Here is a 15,797-nt window from a genome sequence, read left to right as displayed (position 1 = left end):
CAGAGCGGAACGCGGCCTCCGCGTCCGCTCAGGACCGCAGGCTCTCCCAGAGCTCGTCCACCTGCTCGCGCGTGCGGTCGAGCGTGCCGTCGGTGTCGATCACGACATCCGCCACCGCGAGCCGTTCCTCGTCGGAGGCCTGCGAGCCGATCCGGCGCTCGGCCTCCGCCCGGTCCATCCCGCGCAGCCGCACCAGCCGGTCGATCCGCGTCGCGGCGTCGGCGTGCGCGACGACGACGAGGTCGAACGGGTACTCGTTAGCCGACTCGACCAGCAGCGGGACGTCGTAGACGACGATCGCCGCGGGATCGGCAGCAGCCGCCGCCTCGAACCGGGCGGTCGACGCGGCGAGCACGGCCGGGTGGGTGATCCCGTTCAGCTTCTGGAGGGCGTCCGCGTCGCCGAACACGATCGCGCCCAGCGCCGGCCGGTCGAGGCTGCCGTCGGCGGCGATCACGCCGGAGCCGAACGTCTCGGCGATCTCGGCCAGCGCCGGCGTGCCGGGCTCGACCACCTCCCGGGCGATGCGGTCGGCGTCCACGACCACGGCGCCGAGCTCGGCGAGACGGGAGGCGATGGTCGATTTGCCGGAGGCGATGCCGCCGGTCAGTCCGATGAGCTGCACGGGGTCCAGCCTATTGCGAACGGTGCGGCCTCCCGCGACCCGCGGGGGACGTTAACGCCGGAACGGCCGGCCCCCGAGGGGACCGGCCGTTCGCGGATGAGACGTGTCTCAGTTGTTGGAGCTGAGCTTCTCGCGCAGAGCGGCGAGCGACTCGTCGTCGGCCAGGGTGCCGCCGGAGCCGGTCTCGCTCGAGTAGGACGAGGAACCGCTGTCGGCGGCCGCCTCCTCGATGCCCTTCGCGACCTGGCGCTTGTGCGCCTCCCAACGAGCCTGGGCAGCGGCGTACTGCTGCTCCCACTCGTCCCGCTGGGTCTCGAAGCCTTCCTTCCACTCGTTGGTCTCCGGGTCGAAGCCCTCGGGGTACTTGTAGTTCCCCTGCTCGTCGTACTCGGTGACCATGCCGTAGAGGGCCGGGTCGAACTCGGTGCCTTCGGGGTCCACGCCCTCGTTCGCCTGCTTGAGCGACAGCGAGATGCGGCGGCGCTCCAGGTCGATGTCGATGACCTTGACGAAGACCTCTTCGCCGACCGACACGACCTGCTCCGCGAGCTCGACGTGCTTGCCGGAGAGCTCGGAGATGTGCACCAGGCCCTCGATGCCGTCCGCGACGCGGACGAAGGCACCGAACGGAACCAGCTTCGTGACCTTGCCCGGCGCGACCTGACCGATCGCGTGGGTGCGGGCGAAGACCTGCCACGGGTCCTCCTGGGTCGCCTTGAGCGACAGCGAGACGCGCTCGCGGTCCAGGTCGACCTCGAGGATCTCGACGGTGACCTCCTGGCCGACCTCGACGACCTCGGAGGCGTGCTCGATGTGCTTCCACGAGAGCTCGGAGACGTGCACGAGGCCGTCCACGCCGCCCAGGTCGACGAACGCGCCGAAGTTGACGATCGAGGACACGACGCCCTTGCGGACCTGGCCCTTGTGCAGGTTGTTGAGGAACGTGGTGCGGGACTCCGACTGGGTCTGCTCCAGCAGCGCGCGGCGCGACAGGACCACGTTGTTGCGGTTCTTGTCGAGCTCGAGGATCTTCGCCTCGATCTCCTGGCCCAGGTACGGGGTCAGGTCGCGGACGCGGCGCAGCTCGATGAGCGACGCCGGCAGGAAGCCGCGGAGGCCGATGTCGACGATCAGACCGCCCTTGACGACCTCGATGACCGTACCGGTCACGACGCCGTCGGCTTCCTTGATCTTCTCCACGTCGCCCCACGCGCGCTCGTACTGCGCACGCTTCTTGGACAGGATGAGGCGACCTTCCTTGTCCTCCTTCTGGAGAACGAGCGCCTCGACGGTGTCGCCGACCTCGACGACCTCGCTGGGGTCGACGTCGTGCTTGATGGAAAGCTCGCGCGAGGGGATGACACCCTCGGTCTTGTAGCCGACGTCGAGGAGGACCTCGTCGCGGTCGATCTTGACGACGGTGCCCTCGATGAGGTCTCCGTCGTTGAAGAACTTCAGCGTCTTTTCGACCGCGGCAAGAAAGTCTTCAGCAGAACCGATGTCGTTGACTGCGACCTGCTTCGGTGCCTTGTCGGTCGTTGCGGTTGTCATGTAGTGGATGCTCCGTTATGGACATAAATCAGGCCGAGCGCGAACCTTGTTGGGTGTCTTCCGCGAACGGCAGGCGGATGTGGATGTCACACAAGTGACGGTCTAGTCTACCGACTGGTCTGCGGAAGGGGCAACTCGCGCGCGGCGACGATGTCGCGGAGGGCGGGCTCCAGGTCCGGGAAGGCGAACGCGTAGCCCGCGGAGAGCAGCCGCTCCGGCACCACCCAGCGGCTCTTCAGCACCAGTTCGGTCTCCGTGCGGATGACGGCGGTGCCGACCTCCAGCATCCACCGGAACGCCGGGAGGCCGGCCGGGACGCGGAGCACGCGGCGCAGGATCGCCATCAGCGTGCGGTTGTCCGACGGGTTGGGCGCGGCGATGTTGACCGGGCCGTCCAGCTCGGGATGGGCGCGCAGGAACTCGATCGACCCGAGCACGTCCGCGATGTGCACCCAACTGAACCGCTGCCGGCCGCCGCGGGCGCGGAACTCGTGGAAGGTGCCGGCGTTGCGGCGCGCGGTCGTCGCGAACCAGCGGCCGTCGAGCTGCGGGCCGCCGAGGCCGAAGCGCGTCAGGCGGATGAGCGGGATGAGTGCGGAGCCGTCGCCGAGCACGATCGCCATGCGCAGCGCGACGCGTCGCGTGCCGGGCAGCTCGCCCGCGAAGAACTCGGCCTCCCAGGCGCGCGCCACGTTCACCGAGAAGCCGGTGCCGAGCTCGCCGGTGGACTCCGTCATCGGCCGGTCTTCGGCGTGCCGGTAGATGGTCGCGGTGGAGGCGTTGAACCAGACCGGCGGCGGCGCGTCGGAGGCGGCGACGGCCTCCCGCAGCGCCCGCGTGGTCTCCAGCCGGGAGCGGAAGATCTCGGCGCGGTTCGCATCGCCGTACCGGCAGTTCACGCTCTTGCCCGCGAGGTTGATCAGGACGTCCGCGCCGGTGACGACCCGGCGCAGCGCCTCGGCGTCGCCCCAGCGGGCGTCGGCGCCGTCGCGCCCGACCAGCAGGACCGTCGCGCCCTGGGCGCGGTAGTGCTCCGCCAGGTAGCGTCCGATGAAACCGGACGCGCCGGCGATGACGATGCGCTCGCTCACTCACTCCCCCGTTGTGGCGTTGTCACCGCCGGAACCGCGGCGCCCGACCTGGTATCGGAACGTCCCCGCGTACTGGTACACCCTACCGATGAGCGGGACGCGGACCACGATGGAGACCGCCTGCGCGTCGCGCTCGTCGTCGTACCGCTCGGTGAGGGCGACCACCGGGGCGACCGCGCGTGGGATCGCGACCCGCACCCCGCCGATCCGGAGTGCGACCCGGCGGGAGGTCAGCCGGAGGCCGCCGTCGATCACGCGGGCGGAGAACGAGGCCTCGGCGAGGACCGGCGAGCCCAGCCGGTCCACGATCATCCAGCCGTCCACCCCGATCTCGTCGCGCATCTCGAGCACGCGTCCCCGGAGCTCGAACCGCCGCACCGCGCGCACCGCCGGGCCGCCGTCGGCCGACACCGCCGGCAGGTTCTCGACCGCGAACGGGACCGCACGCTCCCAGACCGGGAACATCACGTGCGCCCGGGCGAATACCGCCAGCGCCGGCCACAGCCAGCGCCGGGGCGTGCCGACGGTGTCGAACACGCCCCGGCCGCTGCCGGTCGACCCGGGCGGGATGGCGTCGAAGTAGGCGCGCAGCCGCGGATGAAGCTCCTCGAACGCCGGGCCGAGCACGGCCCGGAACGGTGAGGTCATCGCGACTGCGCGCTCTGCGTCGATGGTCGGACCGGGACGCTCAGTCCAGCAGCGCTGACTTCAGCGTGTCCAGGCCGACGCCGCCGATGTCGAGCGCCTTCTTGTGGAACGCCTTGATGTCGAACGCGGCCCCCTCGCGGCGCGCGTACTCGTCGCGGAGCTGCTCCCAGATCCGCTGGCCGATCTTGTACGACGGCGCCTGGCCGGGCCAGCCGAGGTAGCGGTTCACCTCGAACCGGACGAAGCCCTCGTTCATGTTGACGTTGTCGGCGAGGAAGCCGAAGGCGTACTCGCCGGTCCACGGCCCGGAGCCGTCCGGGAGCTGCTTCTCCAGGTGCACCCCGATGTCGAGGACCACGCGCGCCGCGCGCATCCGCTGACCGTCGAGCATCCCGAGCCGGTCGGCCGGATCGTCCAGGTAGCCGAGCTGCTCCATCAGGCGCTCCGCGTAGAGCGCCCAGCCCTCGGCGTGGCCCGAGGTGCCGGCGATGCGGCGCCAGGAGTTCAGCTGCGCCTTGTTGTAGGTGGCCTGCGCGATCTGGAGGTGGTGGCCGGGGACGCCCTCGTGGTAGACGGTCGTCAGCTCGCGCCAGGTGTCGAACTCGGTGACGCCCTCCGGGACGCTCCACCACATCCGGCCGGCGCGCGCGAAGTCGTCGCTCGGGCCCGTGTAGTAGATGCCGCCCTCCTGCGTGGGGGCGATCATGCACTCCAGCCGGCGGATCTCGGCGGGGATGTCGAAGTGCGTCTTGCCGAGCTCCTCGATCGCGCGGTCGCTGGTCTCCTGCATCCAGCGCTGCAGAGCGGCGGTGCCGTGCAGCTTGCGGGAGGCGTCGCCGTCCAGGAACGCGATGGCCTCGTGGACGGTCGCGCCCGGCTTGATCTCGTTCGCGATCGACTCCTGCTCGGCGACCATGCGCGCGAGCTCCTCGATGCCCCACTCGTACGTCTCGTCCAGGTCGACGGTCGCGCCGAGGAAGTCGCGGGAGGCCAGCGCGTACAGCTCGCGACCGACCGCGTCCTTCTCCGGCGCGTGAGCGGCCAGCTCGTCCTGCAGGAACGCGGCGAGCGTGGCGTAGGCCGCGGCCGACTCCTTGGCGCCCTCGGCCAGGTCGGCCTTCAGCGACGCAGGCAGCTCGCCGTCGAGCGGGCGGGCCGAGCCGGTGAAGTCGAAGAAGAAGCCGGTGCCGGCGACCTGCTTGTTGGCCTGCGCGAGCACCTCGCGCACCTGGCGGATGGCCGGGACGTTGCCGTTCGCGATGCCGCTGCGCAGCGTCTCGATGTAGCCGTCCATCGCGGCGGGGAGGTTGTGCAGCCGCTTCGCGACGTTGGCCCAGTCCTCCTCGGTGTCGGTGGGGACGAGGTCGAAGATGTCGCGCAGCTCCTGGGCCGGCGAGGCGATCACGTTGAGGTCGCGCTGGTTGAAGCCCGCCTCGTGCTTCTCGATGGTGAGCTCGAGCTCGCGGGACAGGTCCATCTTGGTGACCCGGTCGATGTCGTCCACCGGCTCGGCGGCCTGGATCTTGGCCAGCGCCTCCCGCACCTTGCCGACCGCCTGCTCGGCGCCGGCCGGCGAGTAGTCCGAGTACTCGCCCTCGCGGCCGGGGCGGCCGAGCCAGACGTGGTACTCGGGGTGGAGCTCCAACTGGGTGTCGACCCACTCCTCAGCGATCGTGTCGATCGGAGTCGGTTCGCGCTTCTCTGCGTTCGTCATGACCCGAGCCTATCGAGGCGGTGGAGCCGCCGGTCAAGGGCTGTCGGACCTCAGCGCGTCGAACCCGATCAGTGCGCGGCGGCCTCCCAGTTCGGCCCGCGGCCGATCTGCACGTCGAGCGGCACGCGGAGGTCGGCGGCGCCGGCCATCCGGGTGCGGACGACCGACTCTAGGGCGTCCCACTCGCCGGGCGCGACCTCGAAGATGAGCTCGTCGTGCACCTGCAGGAGCATCCGCGAGTTCAGCTGCTGGTCGATCAGGTCGCCCGCGATGCCGAGCATGGCGATCTTCATGATGTCGGCGGCCGAGCCCTGGATGGGCGCGTTGAGCGCCTGCCGCTCGGCGTTCTCGCGCAGCACCCGGTTGGTGGAGGTCAGGTCGGCGAACGGGCGGCGGCGGCCGAAGATCGTCTCGGTGTAGCCGTCGACCCGGGCGATCTCCACGACGCTGCGCAGGTAGTCGCGCACCGCGCCGAAGCGCTCGAAGTAGCCGGCCATCAGGTCGCGCGCCTCCTTCGTCTCGATGCGGAGCTGCTTGGACAGGCCGAACGGGCTGAGGCCGTAGGCGAGGCCGTACGACATCGCCTTGACCTTCGTGCGCATGAGCGGGGTGACGTCCTCCGGAGCGACGCCGAAGACGCGCGCGCCGACGAAGCGGTGCAGGTCCTCCCCCGCGTTGAACGCCTCGATCAGTCCCGGGTCCTCGGAGAGGTGCGCCATGATGCGCATCTCGATCTGCGAGTAGTCGGCGGTCAGCAGCGTCTCGTACTCGGGCGCGCTGCGGAACGCCGAGCGGATCTCGCGGCCCTCCTCGGTGCGGATCGGGATGTTCTGGAGGTTGGGGTCGTTGGACGAGATCCGGCCCGTGCTGGTGCCGGTCTGGTCGTACGTGGTGTGGATGCGGTCGTCCACGGTGATCGAGCGCTCCAGCGTCTCCACGATCTGCTTCAGCTTGGTCGCGTCGCGGTGCTGCAGCAGCAGGTCGAGGAACGGGTGCGGGTTGCTCTCCTGGAGGTCGGCCAGCGACTGGGCGTCGGTGGAGTAGCCGGTCTTGGTGGAGCGGGTCTTCGGCATCCCGAGCTCCTCGAACAGCACCTGCTGGAGCTGCTTGGGCGAGCCGAGGTTGAGCTCGTGGCCGACCTCCGCGTAGGCGCGGGCGGCGTAGTCGTTGGCCTTGTCGGTGAGCTGGCCGCGCAGGCGGCGCAGCACCTCGGTGTCGATCGAGACGCCGTCGAGCTCCATCTCGGCGAGCACTGCGACCAGCGGCAGCTCGATGTCGTCGAGCACCGCACGGGTGCCGGCGTCGAGGGCGATCATCTGGCCCTCGGCGACGCGGCGGATGTACCAGGCCTCGGTTGCCGGGCTGACCGCGTCGTTCAGCGGCACGAGCTGGTTGGGGTCGGAGACCGGCAGGGTCTCGCCCAGCACCTCGTAGACCTGCTCGGCCAGCGACTGCGGGGCGGCGCCCGGCCGGACCAGCCAGGAGGCGATGCGGGTGTCGAACGCGAGGCCGTCGACCACGAAGCCGGCGCGGCTCAGCGCCTTGAACTGCGGTTTGGCGTGGAAGAAGTACTTGGGCGCGCTGCTCGCGAGCCACTCCTCCAGCGCGGTGTAGTCGGGACGGCCGGCGGCCCACGGGACGTAGACCGTGTCATCGGCGGCGGCCAGGCCGAAGCCGGTGATGCCGGCGGGGCCGGTCTCCAGCTGGACGGCGACCGCCGTGCCGTCGGCGGAGGCCTTCTGCAGCCAGTTGGCGAGCTCCTCGTCCACGAGCGTGCGGACCAGCGGGGCGCTGACCGCGCCGGCGTCGCCTTCGGAGGGCGCGGTGCCGCCCGCGCCGGCGAGGGTGCCGTCTTCAGAGGCGGCCTTCATCAGCCGGTCGAGCAGGGTCTTGAACTGGAGGCGGGCGAAGATGTCGCGCACCGCGTTCTCGTTGAGCGGCTTGCGCTCCAGGTCGGCGGGCGCGACCTCCAGCTCGACGTCGTCCAGCAGCCTGTTGAGCCGGCGGTTGCGGAGGGCGTTCTCCTGCTGGTCGCGCAGGTTCTGCCCGACGACGCCCTTGATCTCGTCGGCGTGGGCGACGATGTTCTCGACGGTGCCGTACTGCTGCACCCACTTGACCGCGGTCTTCTCGCCGACCTTGTCGATGCCGATCAGGTTGTCGCTGGTCTCGCCGACGAGCGCCGCGATCTCCGGGTACTGGTGGGGCTCGACGCCGTAGCGCTCGCGCACGGCGGCGGGGTCGTAGACCTTGAGCTCGGAGACGCCGCGCACGTTCGGGTAGAGCAGCGTGACGTCGTCGTTGACGAGCTGGATGGTGTCGCGGTCGCCGGAGACGAGGAGGACGCGGTAGCCCTGCTCCCTGCCCTGGCGGGCGAGGGTGGCGAGGATGTCGTCGGCCTCGAAGTCCTCCTTGGCGATGGTGGTGATGTTCATCGCGTGCAGGGCCTCCTGCAGCAGCGGGATCTGCCCCACGAACTCGGAGGGGGTCTCGTTGCGGGTGCCCTTGTACTCCGGGTACTCGCGGGTGCGGAACGAGTAGCGGGAGATGTCGAAGGCGACCGCGAGGTGGGTCGGGCGCTGCTGCTGGAGCAGGTTGATCAGCATCGCGATGAAGCCGTGGATGCCGTTGGTGTGCTGACCCTCGCGGTTCACGAAACTGTCGACGGGGAGGGCGTAGAAGGCCCGGAATGCCAGCGAATGGCCGTCGATGATCAGAAGGGTAGGCTTTTCGGAGTCTGACACCAGGCAAGCCTACAAGGGGCCGGTGACAGTGCAGGACGACGGCCGACGAGGGCCCGACCGACAGCGGAGAGGCAGCAGATGACCGAGGACGCGCTCGCGTACGTGAAGCAGCGGGGGCTCGGCGCCCTCGCCGACAAGATGGGCATCGAGATCGTGGAGTTCACGATCGAGCGGGCCGTGGCGCGCATGCCGGTGCTCGGCAACACGCAGCCCGCGGACCTCCTCCACGGCGGCGCCTACGTGGTGCTCGGCGAGTCCCTCGGCTCGATGTCCGCGAACCTCTACGCCGGCGAGGGCCGCCTCGCGGTCGGCATCGAGATCAACGCGTCGCACACGCGGGCCGCGACCGAGGGCTACGTGACCGGCGTGTGCACGCCCATCCACCTCGGCCGCACGCTGACGACGCACGAGATCGCCGTCACCGACGATCGCGGGCGCCGCTGCTCGACCATCCGGATCACGAACCTGATCAAGGAGCTGTAGCACCCACCGGTCGCGATTCGGCACGAATGTCGCGAAAGCGGCGCGGTTTCACGCGATTCGGCACGAATCGCAGCATCGACTCCCCGCGGGATTCGTGACGAATGTCGCGAATGCGGAGCGGTTTCACGCGATTCGTGACGAATGTCGAGACGCACTCGCGCCGATTCGGCACGAATCGCGGGACGGGCGCGCCTTACTTCTTGGGCGCGAGCTGCTCGATGATCGCCTGAGCGACGTCGTGCATGGTGAGGCGGCGGTCCATGGACGCCTTCTGGATCCAGCGGAACGCGTCCGGCTCGCTGAGGCCCATCTTCTCGTTGAGGAGGCCCTTGGCGCGGTCGACCAGCTTGCGGGTCTCGAAGCGCTGCACCATGTCGGAGACCTCGGCCTCCAGCGCGATGATCTGCTGGTAGCGGGCCAGGGCGATCTCGATCGCCGGCAGGAGGTCGTTCGGGGTGAACGGCTTGACCACGTAGGCGAGGGCGCCGGCCTCGGTCGCGCGCTCCACGAGCTCCTTCTGGCTGAACGCGGTCAGCAGCACGACGGGCGCGATGTGGTTCTTGGAGAGGCGCTCGGCCGCCGAGATGCCGTCGAGCTGTGGCATCTTGACGTCCATGACGACCAGGTCGGGGCGCAGCTCGGTGGCCAGCGCGACCGCGGTCTCGCCGTCTCCGGCCTCGCCGACGACCTCGAAACCGTTGTCGCGCAGGGTCTCGACGATGTCGAGCCGGATGAGCGACTCGTCCTCCGCGACGACGACTCGGCGGGGTGCGGTGGGGGTGGTCTCCTGGTCAGTCACGGATAAAAGCCTACGGTATTGTTCAGGTGTTGTTGTGCGCCGCTGTGGCGGAATGGCAGACGCGGAGCACTCAAAATGCTTTGTCCGGAAGGGCGTGTGGGTTCGAGTCCCACCAGCGGCACAACCGAATCCTGCCCGGCTCAGCCCATCCGGCGCAGCCGAAGGGCCAACACCGGGCAGAGCGCGACGGCGTCCTCGGCGGCGTCGAGCTGGTCGCTGCGCACCGGGATGTCGGAGCGGGCGGAGGCCGGCTGGCCGACGGCGAACGGGTAGCCCCACTCGTCCCGCGCGATCGTGCCTTCCAGCAGCTCGGCGCACAGCCCGCGGCCGTCGCACCGGGTCCAGTCGACGTGGAGGGCGTGCCGGGCGGTCATCGTGCGCTCCGGAGGCAGCGGCCCTCGGCGTGCGCGTGGACATCGCGCCCGAACACCCGCAGGGCGCTGCGGACCAGCCGCGCGGCGCCGTCGGGATGGTGGCAGGAGCCGCGCCCGTCGACCGCCTCCGCGAGCCGGGCGAGCTCGGCCGCCGCCTGCGGAGCGAGCCGGCCGGCGGCCAGCTCGGCGAACCGGTCCGCCATCGCGGACAGCCCGAACAGGCACGGCCCGCACTGCCGGGCGGACGCCGCCGCCAGCTCCTGGACGATCGCCGCCGTCGTCGCCAGCCCGCAGCGCTGGGAGCCGAGCACGTGGACCACTCCCGCGCCCGCGGACTCCCCCGGCGCCACGCCGGTCTCGGTCGGCGCGATCCAGCGCCCGTGGTACCCGCCGAGCAGCACGCCCGCGGCGAGCCTGGCCTCCCCGCCGGCCTGCGCGACGATGTCGGCCACGGACAGGTCGGTCGGCACCTCGAGCACGCCCTCCGCGGCGACGTCGCCGGTCACCGTGACGAGGCGGGTCCCGGGCTGCGCCGGGTCGCCGACGCTGCGGAACCAGTCGCCGCCGTAGCGGTCGACCAGCGCGAGCTGCGCCAGCGTCTCCACGTTGTGCAGCAGGGTCGGCCTCCCGTCGAGCCCGGACTCCGACAACCGGCGCACCCGGTCGAGCGGCAGCGCGCGGCCGGTCTGGAGGACGTTGACCACGGCGCTCGCCTCCCCCGCGACGAATCCGTCCGCCGCCTCGACCAGCTCGACGCGGCCGGCGTCCGAGCGCTCGGCGACGGCGGCCGCGACCGGGACGAGAACCGTTTCGTGGACATACAGGACGGTTCGCGCCGCACCCAGGGCCTCTGACGCGGTCAGGAGGCCGTCGAGGACGAGGTGCGGCGCGTTCGCGAGCAGCACCGCGTCCTTCCAGCTCCACGGCTCCCCCTCCGAGCCGTTGCCGATGATGACCGGCGCTCGTCGCCCGGTCGTCGCGGCGAGCTTCCGGAACGCGGAGAACGCTGCGCCGCCGCGGCCGGTGAGGCCCGACCGCTCCAGCTCGCGTTCGAGGTCGGCGCGGCGGAGGCCGCGGCGCGGTCCGAACGCCGAGAGGTGCGCGAGCGCGTCGGCCGAACGCCCGGCCGCCAGCAGCCGCGGCGGGGCGCCGGCGGGATCGGAGACCGGCAGGACGTTGTCGGCGGTCATGGTCATGACAGTCCCCTTCTGCTCGGCTCGGCGTCCGTGCGTCGCGCGGCCGACGTCTCCAGGAACCCGGCGGACACCCGCCAGAGCACGGCCGCGAGCACGAACAGCACGCTCGCGCCGGAGAGCAGCAGCATCCAGCCGGACGTGCCGTCCGTGCCGTCGCCGATGGTGTGGGCGAGGGCGATCGGCCACAGCGCGTAGCTCAGCCAGTGCACCGCCTTGAAGACGCGCAAGCCGAGCCGCCGGCGCAGCAGCGCGGTGATCGTCACCGCGATCAGGAGGTCGACGGCGACCGTGCCGAGGCCGAGCCAGAACGGAAGGTGCGCGCCGAGGAACGGGACGAGGATGTCGGTGAGGGTGAGCTTCGCGTAGGAGTCGAGCAGCAGCGTCCCGATGTGCAGGACCAGGAAGACGACCGCGAGCAGCGAGACGTTGCGGTGCAGGAGGGTGACCGAGAAGCGCGGCATCCCGGGCAGCGGACGGCCCGAGCGGGTCACGATGCCGAGCCAGAGCGACACGGTGAGCAGCAGGAGGGCGACGACGCCGGAGGCCCGGCCGACGGCCCACAGCACCTCATCCATCGGCTCGCCCCGTCCCGCTCGGGAGGTCGGCCGGCCAGCGCCCGGTCGTGACGATCGAGCCGTCCCTCGCCACCAGCCGCGCGTCCGCGCCGAGGCCGCGCAGCCAGCCGGGCGCCGCCAGCCCGCGCACGATCGACGCCGTGCTCAGCGCGTTGGCGCGGGCGCAGGTGCCCGCCGCAACGGTGACCGACCGCCAGACATCGTCGGCCGGCAGCCCGAAGCGCGGGTCGAGGATGTGGTGCCTGGCCTGGCCGTCGCTGCGCCAGCGCCGCTTCTGCGTGCTCGACGTGGCGACGCCCGCGCCGTTCGGGATCGCGATCTGCTGGGCGGGGTCGCCCGGGAGGTCCTGCACGAGCACCTCCCAGAGCCGGCCGGTCGTCCCCGCCGTGGCGATGTCGCCACCCAGGGAGACCAGGGCGTCCGCACCGGTCTCTGCCGCGATGCGCCGGGCGATCCGGTCGGCGGCGTGCGCCTTCGCGGTCGCGCCGAGGTCGAGCCGGAGGTCGTCGGGCAGAGTCAGGGTGCGGCCGTCGAGCGACACGCGCTGCCACCCGGGCCGGCGCGGCCGCGTGACGGTGATGGTGACGCCGTCCAGGGGCAGCGCGGCGAAGTCCCGGTCGTAGCCGAGGCGGTCCAGGTCGCCGCCGAGCGTCGGGTCGACGTCGCCTGCGGTGTCCGCGGCCGCGGCGAGCGCGACAGCGACGAACTCGGCCAGCAGCGGGCTGAGCTCCACCCCGCCTGCCGGACGCTCCCCCGCGTTGAGCCGGGAGAGCTCGCTGCCCGGCTCGAACCGGCTGGTGGCCGCGGTGACGGCGGCGAGGGCGGCGTCCGCGATCCTCCGCGCCTGCGTCAGGGCGCCGGCGTCGGACACCACGAGGCGAGCGTCGACGCCCCAGATGGCGAAGTCGTCGTGGACGAGGTCAGGAGCCGCTGGACTGGCCACTGACACCACCGCCCTGGCTCTGCTGGATGCCGCTGCCGGAGTCGGAGCTGCTGCCGCTGCTGGACGAGCCCGAGCTGCTGGACGAGCCGGAGTCGCTGGACGACCCGGAGTCGCTGGACGACCCGGAGCCCGAGCTGCTGCTCGTGCCCGACGTCCCTGTGGTCCCGGTCGTGCTCGCGGTCGAGGTGCCCGCGAACAGGAAGCCCGAGAGGATCCCCGTCACCGCGAGGCTCGAGATGCCGATCGCGGTGGTGATCCCGACGGCCGTGCGCCGCCCCGTCGATCGAATGTCCATGTCAGGCCCTCCATCCCGCCCCTCGCGAGGCCTGATACCAGCCTGCGCGCGGTTTCTTTCCGCATCCTTATTCGGAGTGGGAACGGGATATCGGGTCCCTATGAATCGGCTAAGGACGCACGCCCACCACGGCTTGCGCGAAGCGCCGGACGCGCTCGCCGAGCCCGGCGATCTGCTCCTCGACCACGCGCTCGGAGTCGAAGCCGACGAACATCGGCGGCGGCGTGCGGCGGACGTTCTCGGTGCACTCGAACGACGCGCAGACCAGCGCGCCGACCGTGTCGCCCTTGCGCCCGGCCTCCCCTGCCCTGCGCGCCGACCAGAAGTAGACGTCGCGGGTGACGTGGACGTCCTGGCACCAGCCGCACATGGTGGGCGCGTGCGAGCGCATGGAGGCCTCCGAGGCCCGGAGGACGATGCCGACCGGCCCGCTGACGGTCGGCACGACGACGTAGCCGCGCTGCGGCAGCCGGGGGTCTCGCCAGCCGAGGTACTCCCGGCGCGCCCAGTCCACTTCGTGCATCCCGGGCGGCAGCGGCAGGTCGGCGGCGTCGGCGCGCGAGCAGTTCACGAACGAGTCGCGAAGCTCCTGCGGGGTCAGGGTGTCCATGTCCACCTCCTGCGTCCCATGCTCGCACAGGTGGCTCGGGGAGGACCCCAGCGCGCCGTCGTTGACCTTGACCCCGGGGGCACGGCTTAGCCTCCCGGCATGAGCACTCTCGCCAGCGTCACCGACGCCTCCTTCGCCTCCGACGTCCTCGCCGCGCCCGGCACCACCCTCGTGGAGTTCTGGGCGCCCTGGTGCGGGCCGTGCCGCGCGCTCACGCCGATCCTGGAGCGGATCGCGGACGAGCACGATCTGCGCGTGCTGCGGATCAACGCGGACGAGAACCCGCAGGCGTCCGCCGAGTACCGCGCGCTGTCGCTGCCGGTGACGAAGGTCTTCCAGAACGGTGAAGTCGTCAAGACGATCATCGGTGCGAAGCCGAAGCCCGCGCTGGAGTTCGAGCTGGCGCCGTATCTGAGCTGAGTCCCGCGCTCAGGTCAGGTGGTCGAACGCCCCGCTCACCCAGCCGATGTACCGCTCGGCCGACCGCCGCACGGCCTCCCGGGCGTCCACCGGGATGACGTTGCCCAGGTTGCCGTACATCCGCTCGAACGGCCGGTCGCAGACCAGGTCCGCGACCCGGCGCACCACGGCGGCGGACAGCGGGATGTCGTTGGGGAAGCTCCGCTGGAACGTCACCCACTTCTGCGACGGCCCCGGGAAGATCGTGTCGCCGCTGAGGACGACGCCGTGGTCCCAGTGCACCACCGCGCTGCCCGGGAAGTGCCCGCCGACCGTGCGCAGCAGCACACCGGGCAGCACCTCCTCCTCGCCGCTCCACTCCTGCAGCGCAGGGTCCTCGCGCTGCACCCAGTGCCGGTCGGCCGCGTGGACCAGCACCGGCACGCCGCCGAGCATCCGCGACCAGGAGGTCTGCGCGCCGTACATGTGCGGGTGGCTGGTGGCGATGAAGGCGGCGCCGCCGAGGTCCTGCACCGCGGTCGCGGCGGCCTCGTCGACGTAGCCGGTGGGGTCCCAGAGCAGGTTGCCGTCCGGGGTGCACAGCAGCAGCGCGCGCTGGCCGATGCCCACCTTCGGCTCGCTGCTCAGCCCGTAGAGGCCGGGCTCCAGCTCCGTCACCGTCACGTGCTCGCCCTCGCGCTGCAGGCGCTGCAGCGTGGTCCAGCGCTGGCCCGTCGGCGGGACGTACTGGCGCTCGTCCTCGCAGATCGGGCAGGAGGCCGGCGGCTCCTCCCCCGCGTCCGTCACGATCGGGGTCGTCTCCACGGCGCACGTCGCGCACAACCAGTCGGCCATGCCGGTCAGGCTACCCGGCGCGGTGGCCGCCCGTCAGGGTCTGGCCGTGCGGCCTCCTGAGCAATACCCTGTGCGCCATGGCGAATCAACCGGTGATCTTCATCCACGGCCTCTGGCTCCACGCGAGCAGCTGGCAGCCCTGGATCGACCTCTTCACGGCGGAGGGCTACGCCCCCGTCGCACCCCTGTGGCCCGGCGAGAAGGACACCGTGGCCGACACCCGCGCGAATCCGGACGATGTGGCGAACTTCGGCATCGACGACGTCACGGAGCACTTCGCGAAGATCATCGAGGCGATGGACGTGCCCCCGGTCATCATCGGGCACTCGTTCGGCGGTCTCGTCACCGAGAAGCTGATCGGCGAGGGCTACGGCAACGCGGGCGTCGCGATCGACCCGGCGCAGATCAAGGGAGTGCTGCCGCTGCCGTTCCGCCAGCTGAAGTCGTCGTTCCCGGTGCTCGACAACCCGGCCAACATCCACAAGCCGATCGCGCTCACCGAGGACCAGTTCAAGTTCGGCTTCGCGAACCAGCTCACCGACGAGGAGGCCAAGGAGCTGTTCGACCGCTGGACCGTGCCGTCCACCGTCCGCCCGATCTTCCAGGCGGCGGGGGCGAACTTCAGCGTCCACTCGCAGGCGGCCGTCGACACCAAGAACGAGGACCGCGGCCCGCTGCTGCTGATCGCCGGCGGCGAGGACAACACCGTTCCGGAGGTCACGACGGACGCCACGCTCAAGCTGTACCGCGACTCCAACGCGGTGACCGAGCTGATCACCTTCCGCGACCGCGGCCACTCGCTCGTCATCGACCACGGCTGGCGCGACGTCGCCACCGAGATCCTGGTCTGGCTCGGGCAGCAGGGACTGCAGGACTAGCCGGCGCGGAATACCGC

17 protein-coding genes and 1 tRNA gene are annotated in these 15,797 nt (G+C 71.2%); 4 read left to right on the top strand and 14 right to left on the bottom strand.

The features are described 5' to 3' along the window. Nucleotides 1-28 precede the first annotated feature (28 nt). From coaE to polA, 6 genes are all read right to left on the bottom strand, one after another. The gene (coaE, locus tag F1C12_RS02580) at nucleotides 29-625 is read right to left on the bottom strand and encodes a dephospho-CoA kinase (RefSeq protein ID WP_185277298.1); all 597 of its coding nucleotides are present in this window, start codon (nucleotides 623-625) and stop codon (nucleotides 29-31) included. Nucleotides 626-733: 108 nt separating this feature from the next. After that, nucleotides 734-2,176, bottom strand: a complete 1,443-nt coding sequence (rpsA, locus tag F1C12_RS02575) for a 30S ribosomal protein S1 (protein ID WP_185277297.1) — start codon at nucleotides 2,174-2,176, stop codon at nucleotides 734-736. A gap of 107 nt (nucleotides 2,177-2,283) precedes the next feature. After that, a complete protein-coding gene (locus tag F1C12_RS02570; protein ID WP_185277296.1) occupies nucleotides 2,284-3,267 on the bottom strand; it encodes an epimerase in 984 nt (327 codons plus the stop codon). Beyond that, on the bottom strand, nucleotides 3,268-3,915 hold the full coding sequence (locus F1C12_RS02565) for a DUF4166 domain-containing protein (RefSeq protein ID WP_185277295.1): 648 nt from the start codon (nucleotides 3,913-3,915) through the stop codon (nucleotides 3,268-3,270). Nucleotides 3,916-3,955: 40 nt separating this feature from the next. Next, nucleotides 3,956-5,629 (bottom strand): DUF885 domain-containing protein, encoded by a 1,674-nt coding sequence (locus F1C12_RS02560; RefSeq protein ID WP_185277294.1) that lies wholly within the window; start codon nucleotides 5,627-5,629, stop codon nucleotides 3,956-3,958. Nucleotides 5,630-5,697: 68 nt separating this feature from the next. Next, nucleotides 5,698-8,373, bottom strand: coding sequence for a DNA polymerase I (gene polA / locus F1C12_RS02555; RefSeq protein WP_185277293.1), 2,676 nt, complete (start codon nucleotides 8,371-8,373; stop codon nucleotides 5,698-5,700). A 78-nt stretch (nucleotides 8,374-8,451) separates the two neighbouring features. Between polA and F1C12_RS02550 the strand changes: the two genes are divergently transcribed. After that, nucleotides 8,452-8,856 (top strand): hotdog fold thioesterase, encoded by a 405-nt coding sequence (locus F1C12_RS02550; protein WP_185277292.1) that lies wholly within the window; start codon nucleotides 8,452-8,454, stop codon nucleotides 8,854-8,856. Nucleotides 8,857-9,049: 193 nt separating this feature from the next. Here the strand turns inward: F1C12_RS02550 and F1C12_RS02545 are convergent, their stop codons facing one another. Further along, nucleotides 9,050-9,655 (bottom strand): ANTAR domain-containing response regulator, encoded by a 606-nt coding sequence (locus F1C12_RS02545; protein WP_179605811.1) that lies wholly within the window; start codon nucleotides 9,653-9,655, stop codon nucleotides 9,050-9,052. Between the two features lie 38 nt (nucleotides 9,656-9,693). Here F1C12_RS02545 and F1C12_RS02540 point away from each other — a divergent pair. Continuing rightward, nucleotides 9,694-9,776, top strand: a tRNA-Leu gene (locus tag F1C12_RS02540). Nucleotides 9,777-9,795: 19 nt separating this feature from the next. Here the strand turns inward: F1C12_RS02540 and F1C12_RS02535 are convergent. The 6 genes from F1C12_RS02535 to F1C12_RS02510 form a co-directional block, all read right to left on the bottom strand. Then, on the bottom strand, nucleotides 9,796-10,029 hold the full coding sequence (locus F1C12_RS02535; protein ID WP_185277291.1) for a ferredoxin: 234 nt from the start codon (nucleotides 10,027-10,029) through the stop codon (nucleotides 9,796-9,798). Continuing rightward, nucleotides 10,026-11,225: an NADH-ubiquinone oxidoreductase-F iron-sulfur binding region domain-containing protein gene (locus F1C12_RS02530; protein WP_185277290.1), complete on the bottom strand. Its 1,200-nt coding sequence runs from the start codon at nucleotides 11,223-11,225 to the stop codon at nucleotides 10,026-10,028. The genes F1C12_RS02535 and F1C12_RS02530 overlap by 4 nt, the downstream gene beginning before the upstream one ends. Further along, a complete protein-coding gene (locus tag F1C12_RS02525; protein WP_185277289.1) occupies nucleotides 11,222-11,800 on the bottom strand; it encodes a ferric reductase-like transmembrane domain-containing protein in 579 nt (192 codons plus the stop codon). The genes F1C12_RS02530 and F1C12_RS02525 overlap by 4 nt, the downstream gene beginning before the upstream one ends. Continuing rightward, nucleotides 11,793-12,743 carry an FAD:protein FMN transferase gene (locus F1C12_RS02520; RefSeq protein ID WP_219732675.1) on the bottom strand — a complete coding sequence of 317 codons (951 nt, stop codon included), beginning with the start codon at nucleotides 12,741-12,743 and terminating at the stop codon, nucleotides 11,793-11,795. The genes F1C12_RS02525 and F1C12_RS02520 overlap by 8 nt, the downstream gene beginning before the upstream one ends. Further along, nucleotides 12,721-13,038: a hypothetical protein gene (locus tag F1C12_RS02515; protein ID WP_185277288.1), complete on the bottom strand. Its 318-nt coding sequence runs from the start codon at nucleotides 13,036-13,038 to the stop codon at nucleotides 12,721-12,723. Before F1C12_RS02515 ends, F1C12_RS02520 begins: the two co-directional genes overlap by 23 nt. Before the next feature lie 109 nt (nucleotides 13,039-13,147). Continuing rightward, entirely contained in the window at nucleotides 13,148-13,648 is a 501-nt protein-coding gene (locus F1C12_RS02510) for an FBP domain-containing protein (protein ID WP_185277287.1), read from the bottom strand. Nucleotides 13,649-13,747: 99 nt separating this feature from the next. Here F1C12_RS02510 and F1C12_RS02505 point away from each other — a divergent pair, with 99 nt between their 5' ends. Further along, nucleotides 13,748-14,068, top strand: coding sequence for a thioredoxin family protein (locus tag F1C12_RS02505; RefSeq protein WP_185277286.1), 321 nt, complete (start codon nucleotides 13,748-13,750; stop codon nucleotides 14,066-14,068). 9 nt (nucleotides 14,069-14,077) lie between these two features. On the opposite strand, the gene F1C12_RS02500 is transcribed toward F1C12_RS02505, so the two are convergent. Then, nucleotides 14,078-14,902, bottom strand: coding sequence for a hydrolase (locus F1C12_RS02500; RefSeq protein WP_258046082.1), 825 nt, complete (start codon nucleotides 14,900-14,902; stop codon nucleotides 14,078-14,080). A gap of 77 nt (nucleotides 14,903-14,979) precedes the next feature. Between F1C12_RS02500 and F1C12_RS02495 the strand changes: the two genes are divergently transcribed. Beyond that, nucleotides 14,980-15,780 carry an alpha/beta hydrolase gene (locus tag F1C12_RS02495; protein WP_185277285.1) on the top strand — a complete coding sequence of 267 codons (801 nt, stop codon included), beginning with the start codon at nucleotides 14,980-14,982 and terminating at the stop codon, nucleotides 15,778-15,780. Nucleotides 15,781-15,797: the final 17 nt, after the last annotated feature.

This window comes from Leifsonia shinshuensis (genome assembly GCF_014217625.1).
Classification (GTDB): domain Bacteria; phylum Actinomycetota; class Actinomycetes; order Actinomycetales; family Microbacteriaceae; genus Leifsonia; species Leifsonia shinshuensis_A.
This window is presented reverse-complemented; position numbering and strand designations above follow the sequence as displayed.